At 71.9% G+C, this 5,497-nt stretch carries 10 protein-coding genes and 1 pseudogene; all 11 read right to left on the bottom strand.

Annotated elements, in window-relative coordinates; all coding sequences use genetic code 11:
• A partial coding sequence (locus tag V9U70_RS10370) for a bifunctional DNA primase/polymerase (RefSeq protein WP_336674217.1) occupies positions 1-300 on the bottom strand: 300 nt, incomplete at its 3' end.
• Entirely contained in the window at positions 297-488 is a 192-nt protein-coding gene (locus V9U70_RS10365) for a hypothetical protein (protein ID WP_336674216.1), read from the bottom strand. The genes V9U70_RS10370 and V9U70_RS10365, both read right to left, overlap by 4 nt.
• A 102-nt stretch (positions 489-590) precedes the next feature.
• On the bottom strand, positions 591-851 hold the full coding sequence (locus V9U70_RS10360) for a hypothetical protein (RefSeq protein WP_336674215.1): 261 nt from the start codon (positions 849-851) through the stop codon (positions 591-593).
• Positions 852-1,071: 220 nt separating this feature from the next.
• Complete coding sequence (locus V9U70_RS10355; RefSeq protein WP_336674214.1) at positions 1,072-3,222, bottom strand: FtsK/SpoIIIE domain-containing protein; 2,151 nt, start codon at positions 3,220-3,222, stop codon at positions 1,072-1,074.
• Between the two features lie 84 nt (positions 3,223-3,306).
• Entirely contained in the window at positions 3,307-3,630 is a 324-nt protein-coding gene (locus tag V9U70_RS10350; protein ID WP_336674213.1) for a hypothetical protein, read from the bottom strand.
• Between the two features lie 78 nt (positions 3,631-3,708).
• Entirely contained in the window at positions 3,709-3,897 is a 189-nt protein-coding gene (locus V9U70_RS10345; protein ID WP_336674212.1) for a hypothetical protein, read from the bottom strand.
• A 19-nt stretch (positions 3,898-3,916) separates the two neighbouring features.
• Positions 3,917-4,267: a DUF6251 family protein gene (locus V9U70_RS10340; RefSeq protein ID WP_336674211.1), complete on the bottom strand. Its 351-nt coding sequence runs from the start codon at positions 4,265-4,267 to the stop codon at positions 3,917-3,919.
• 87 nt (positions 4,268-4,354) lie between these two features.
• A complete protein-coding gene (locus V9U70_RS10335; RefSeq protein ID WP_336674210.1) occupies positions 4,355-4,531 on the bottom strand; it encodes a hypothetical protein in 177 nt (58 codons plus the stop codon).
• Positions 4,528-4,875 (bottom strand): RRQRL motif-containing zinc-binding protein, encoded by a 348-nt coding sequence (locus V9U70_RS10330; RefSeq protein ID WP_336674209.1) that lies wholly within the window; start codon positions 4,873-4,875, stop codon positions 4,528-4,530. The genes V9U70_RS10335 and V9U70_RS10330 overlap by 4 nt, the downstream gene beginning before the upstream one ends.
• Positions 4,872-5,381 (bottom strand): hypothetical protein, encoded by a 510-nt coding sequence (locus tag V9U70_RS10325; RefSeq protein ID WP_336674208.1) that lies wholly within the window; start codon positions 5,379-5,381, stop codon positions 4,872-4,874. The genes V9U70_RS10330 and V9U70_RS10325 overlap by 4 nt, the downstream gene beginning before the upstream one ends.
• Positions 5,378-5,497, bottom strand: a pseudogene (locus V9U70_RS10320) (DUF2637 domain-containing protein); the annotation flags it as partial. The pseudogene V9U70_RS10320 and the gene V9U70_RS10325, both read right to left, overlap by 4 nt.

The following is a 5,497-nucleotide window of genomic DNA, read 5'->3' as shown; positions in this document are numbered from 1 at the left end:
GCCGTCAGGCGTTCCTTTCGGGTCCTTCGCCTTGACCGGGTCCAGGTCCACCACGACCAGCCCACTGGGCCCGGTGGCGATCCCGACGTTGAACGCCCCCGCCGACCACGCCTTGCGGATGCGGTCGGGGTCGGTGGCGGCCCGCTGCTCCCACTTTCGGTGACCGGCCGCGCAGTCGCCAGTGCCGGGGCAGGCGGTCTCACCGTGGAGGGCGGGTCGCTTGTCGCGGGGGCGGAGCGGAAAGACGTGCCATCCACGCTCGGCCGCATCCAGGGCGACGTTCAGGAGGTGGGCGTTCATGCCGCGGCTCCGGTGGGCTCGTCGTGTGCGGCGACGATCTCCATGAGGAGGGTCTCGGCGGCCATGAGGTGACCGACCAGGACGCCCGGGTTGGTGAGGTCGATGGGGCCGATGTTGGCGACGTAGGCGCGGGCGGCCTCGATCACGACGAGGCGTGCGGCCTCCCGCACCGGGGTGGGGTGAGTCATGATGGGTGTCTCCAGTTCTGAGAGGTTCTGGCAGACGAGAGCGGCCCCAGATCTTTGGTCGGACGGGGGCCGCTTTCGTCGTGCCGGGGGTGGTCGTTGCGGTCAGAAGGGTGGTTCGCTGCTCCACGGGTCGCGGTCGGCCCGGCGGCGGGGGATGCGCGGGAGTCGGAGCAGGGTCCAGCGGCGGGCTTCGTTCCAGCAGGTGCAGGGGTCCCACTCGGTGCCGGCGTACTCCCCTTCGTGGTCGCCGTAGTCGTAGGCGAACCCGCCGTCGCCGTCACAGCGGGGGCAGTCGGGGCGGGGGGTGTCGGTCAGGATCAGGGTCCGGCGGTCCCAGCCGGTGAGCTGGATGCGCAGTCGCATCGGGTGTCCTCTCAGCAGTCGCAGTAGTCGGCATCTGTTGCTGTGTGTGACAGGGAGGGAGGCGGTGAGGGGTGCTGGAACCAAAGTTTTCGGGGTTCTCGCTGGTCGGCGGGGGGCCGCCTCCCTGCCTCCCTAACGGGGTGTTACGGCTGGTCAGGTTGGGGAGGCGGGGTAAGGGAGGCGGGTAGGGAGTTCTCCCTGCCTCCCTGCCCGCCTCCCTTCACGCGGTGTGACTGTCGGGGGTGGTGTCGGTGCGGTCCTCGGATGCTTCGAGGAGCCGGGCGCGGCTGATGACCATGACCCCGCCGGACTTGTAGGCCGGTGCCCCGACCGCGTCCAGGGCGTTGGCGAGGTCGCTGGCGGTCCACCCGTGGTACTCGCCCGGGTTGTGGGCGGCGAGGCGCTGGCGGACCTCGTCCGTGCGCATCCGCTTCTGGTCGCCCAGCACGGTGAGGAAGTCGGTCAGGTGGTCGGCGGGCTCATCGGCCGGCGCGTCCGGGGCGGTCGTCATGCCTTCGCGTAGGGCGAGGGCGCGTTTGACGACGGGGGTGATCTGGTCGGTGGTGGAGTCCTTGCGGACGTAGTGGGCGCGGACCAGCTCGAACGGGTTCTTGGTGAAGCCGACGGTGAGGGCGGTGCCGACGTTCTCGGCCGGGTTGAGGTTGGTGGCGGTGATCCCGGCCTTGTGCTTGCCGGTCCCGAGGAGTCCGTCGTTGGCGACGTGGTCGCCCACGGCGAACGCGACCCGGTGGGAGGTGTTGCGGGTGACGTCCTTCGGGATGCTGTCCGCCGTGGGGGACACGGTGACGAAGATGAGGGTGATGCCGACCTTGCGGGCCTTCTTCATGACCTTGACCGCGAGTTCGGCGGCCTCAGGGCCGTACTTCTTGTGCATGAACAGCTCGTGGCACTCGTCGAACACCACGACCTTCGGCCGCATCCTGGGGTCACGCTGGGCCAGGGCGCGGGTCAGGCGGACCTCGTCGCCACCGAGCTGTTCCAGGAGCTTGCCCCGCTCGGTGACCTCGTTGCGGAGGTTCCGCAGGGCTTTGACGGCGGCCTCGATCTGTTCGTCGTCATCGCCCTTGACCAGGGTCCGGAGGCGTTCGCGCATCGGGTCGTAGTCGACGTTGTAGGCCATGACGTACGCCTCGATGTCGACCAGCGGATCGAGCATCGCCCCCAGTAGCAGGGCCACGACCAGGGACGACTTCCCCGATCCCATGATCCCGCCGACCATGTAGTTGGCGGCCATGAGCTTGCCGAACACCTGGTCACCGCGCTGGGACACCCCGACGGGCACCCCCTTGAAGTAGTCCGCCTCCCCACCGGTCAGCAGCGGCCAGTCCGGCACCTTCCCGGACAGGGAACCTTGGTCGGCCACCCACAGATCGAGGACGCTGGCTTCTGCTTCGGTGGGCCAGACCTCGACCGGTTTGCGCATCAGGTTGTGGGCCAGGACGGTCTTCTTGTCGGTGACCATCTCGACGGTGACGCCCATGGGGAGTTGGAGCCGGGAGTGCCACCCGTTGCCCAGGCGGGTCGTCGGGGCCACCCATCGGGGCTGCCACCCGTCCTTGAACGCGGCGTTGAGCTTCGGGATGCCCAGGTGCCGCAGCGCGTCCAGGATGGCCCCCTCATCCGGGACCACGTCCCGGCCCCCGGTGTCGGCGGCGGGCATCGCCCACGCGGGGGCGGCCTGCTGGTGACGCCCCACCGCCCACACGGCGGCGAGGGCGAGCCACGGGCCCACCGCGAGGAGCGGGCCCCACACGACGGTCACGATGACGACCAGCAGCCGGATCAGATCCACCAGCGCCATGAGCGGGGTGATCACGTCGGCGGGGTCCTTCGTCGCGATGGCGAGCGCGATCCCGACCGCGAGGAGTAAGCCGAGTCCGCCGGCCGCCCCGTATCCGGCGGCCTTGACCGCCTGTTGCGGTGCGGTCAGCAGGTCCATACGCCGCTTGTGCCGCTCGGCCCGGAAGCGGTGCAGGCGCTCTTCCCACTCCTCGGCCAGTTCGGTGTTCCCCGCGGCTTCCGCCGCCCGCAGCATCCGCAGGTACCGGGACGCGGTGCGGCCCTCCCACGCACGGCGGGCCACGATCCGGCCGCCGCCGACCACGTACATGCCGTGCCGGACGGTGAACCGGGCGGTGGAGCGGGTGCGGTCGTGCGTGGCGACCCTGCGCACGGCACGGCCGGTCCGGACGATCCGCGACTCCTGCGGGTCGACCTTGGGAGGCGGGCTGGTCGGCTCGGTGGCCGCGTCCTTGACCAAACTGACGGGTTCGGCCGGCGGGGTGGGGCGGTGGTCGTCAAGGTGGTGCACGGTCCCCATTCCGGGGCCTGCGATGGCGGGTTCGGTCATGATGAACGTGCCTCTCCTGCTCAGTGCTACGGGTTGGGGTGATGGGGGCGGCCGGTTTCCTTGGCCGGGTCCGGCCGCCCCCGCTCAGCTCCGCTCGGCCTTGTGGACGGCCCGCTCCGCGAGGCGGACGCGCTGCTCGGCGGCCTTGCGGGCCTCGCGGGCGGCGGCCCTGTCGGCGCGGGGAGCGGTGCGCTCAACGGCCTTGGCGGCGGCGAGGTCCTGACGGGCGTCGGCCTGGACCTTGTGCAGCGCGGCGAGTTCCTGCGCACCGCGTTCGGCGGCGGCCTGGTCGATGCGCTCGATCTTCCGGCTGATGTCGGGGTCGACGCAGTCCGCGAGGGCCTGGCGGAAGCCCTGCCGGAACAGCTTGTTGCGTTCGCGGGTCTCGGCTCGGGTGTAGCTGTGCACGATGTGCCTCCCTGGGTGGGCCGGGCTGTCCGGCTCCCCTTGCCGCCCCGGTAGTGGCTGGGGCGACGCGGGCAGCCGTCAGGTGAGCCGCAGTTCGTGGGAGTGGCACAGGACGGGGCCGATGAGCAGCCCGACCCGGTTGACGGTCCACCGGCCGCCTGTCAGCGGCCCCGGGGGGACCTCGTCAACGATGCGACCGGTCCAGCCGACCGCACGCGGGTCGTCCTCACACGCGACGATCCGCACCTCTTGGCCTGCCTGGAACATGAGGCGTTCTCCCTTCGGGTCAGCGGGCCTTGCGGCCGGTCTTGCCGCCGATGGACTTCACGACGGTGACGACGCCCCAGGCGCAGACGGAGGCGACGAGGGCGAGGAGGGCGAGGTTGGCGGCGATGGCGGTGAGGACGCCGACGAGGAGGGGGCCGAAGTAGACCCCGGCGGCGACGGCCCCGGCGCCCACACCGGAGCCGAGCGCGAGACGCTGAACGGTGCGGTCCGGCGGGGCCTGGTGGACGTGCACCACCTGCGGCACAGCCGCGGACTGCTGGTAGGCGGTGGGGAGGTGGTCGGTGTAGGCGGGGGTGCCGTCCGGGAGGCGGACGACCGATGGGGGTCGGGGTGCGGGCAGGTGGTCCATGCGGTTCCTTCCGCGGGGTGGGTGGTGCGGGAGTGCCCCGGGCCGGAGTCGATCCGGCAGCCTCACGCCGTGGTCCGGGGCGGTTGATCAGTGCTGGGCGGGTGCGGTGTCGCGGGTCTTGGCCGCTTCGGAGATCGAGGCGGACACGGCGAGCTGGGCGTAGATCTCGGCCCTGCGGAACGCGTCGGGGCTGATGGGGCCGGTGCACGGGTCCTTGGTGACGAGGCGTTCGGCGGCGGCGCGGTACTCAGCGGCGGTCATCATGCGGTGGCGTCCTTCCGGGGCGGCGGGGTGTCATGGCAGGGCACGCACATGCCGAGCGACCGCGGGATGCAGTACCCGGCATCCAGGCGGCAATTGGGGCAGGTACGGCGGGCGCGCATCGCCGCAGCCAGAGCAGCGGCACGGCCCGGAGTCATGGGGCGTACGGGCTTGGCCCGGTCGACGCGGTAGAGGTAGGCGACCAGCGGGGCCCGACGGCGGCGGGGCCGGTGGAGTTCGGCGACGACGTCCTGGCCACCCGGCCGCAGCCCCAGCGCGCGGAGCTGACGGCGGGTGGCCAGACCATCGGGGGCTAGACGCCACCGGTAGGCGGGCAAGCCGCTCATGGCGTCGTGGTGCCGAAGGGCAGGGGCTGAACCCGCCAGGTGACCTCACAGGCCGGGGGCATGGCGGCCCCCGGGGTGTGGGTGGTCCAGTTGGAGCGCGGGGCCCCTTCGGCCTCTGCGGCGATCTCCGCCGCTTCCGCTGTCGGGTGGACGCTGTGCAGGCGTCCGTGGTGGAACAGGACGTAGACCCGCTCCGCCCGGCTGTTCTGCTTGCGGGTGGTGCGCAGCAGGGTGCGCAGGGCCTGGCGGTCCTCGGTGTCCAGCAGGGACTGGGCCCGCAGGGCTTCCAGCTCGCCCTCAAGGCGGGCCGCAGCCTGCGTTGCGCGGGTGAGCGCGGCCCGCAGCTCCTCCACCGTGACCCCGGCGCGGGTCGACGCCGCGGTGGCGAGGTCCCGTTCCCGTTCGTGCTGCTCGCCCTTGGCGCGGGCGGCCCGGGCATCCGCTTCGCGGTTGGCGAGGTCGGTTCGCAGGTCGTCGAGAGTGCGGGTGCGGATCAGGGTGATCATGCGGTGGCTCCCTCAAGGTCCGGGACGGCGGCGGCGGCGGTGGTGGGGGTGTCGCGGTGTTCCTGGTAGCGGGTGGAGACCCAGCCGACCGACCAGCCGCACAGCTCGGCAGCCGT

Source organism: Streptomyces pratensis, from assembly GCF_037137275.1.
GTDB classification, from domain to species: Bacteria; Actinomycetota; Actinomycetes; order Streptomycetales; family Streptomycetaceae; genus Streptomyces; species Streptomyces pratensis_B.
The sequence above is the reverse complement of the archived record's forward strand: the minus strand, read 5'-3'. Positions and strand labels throughout refer to the sequence as shown.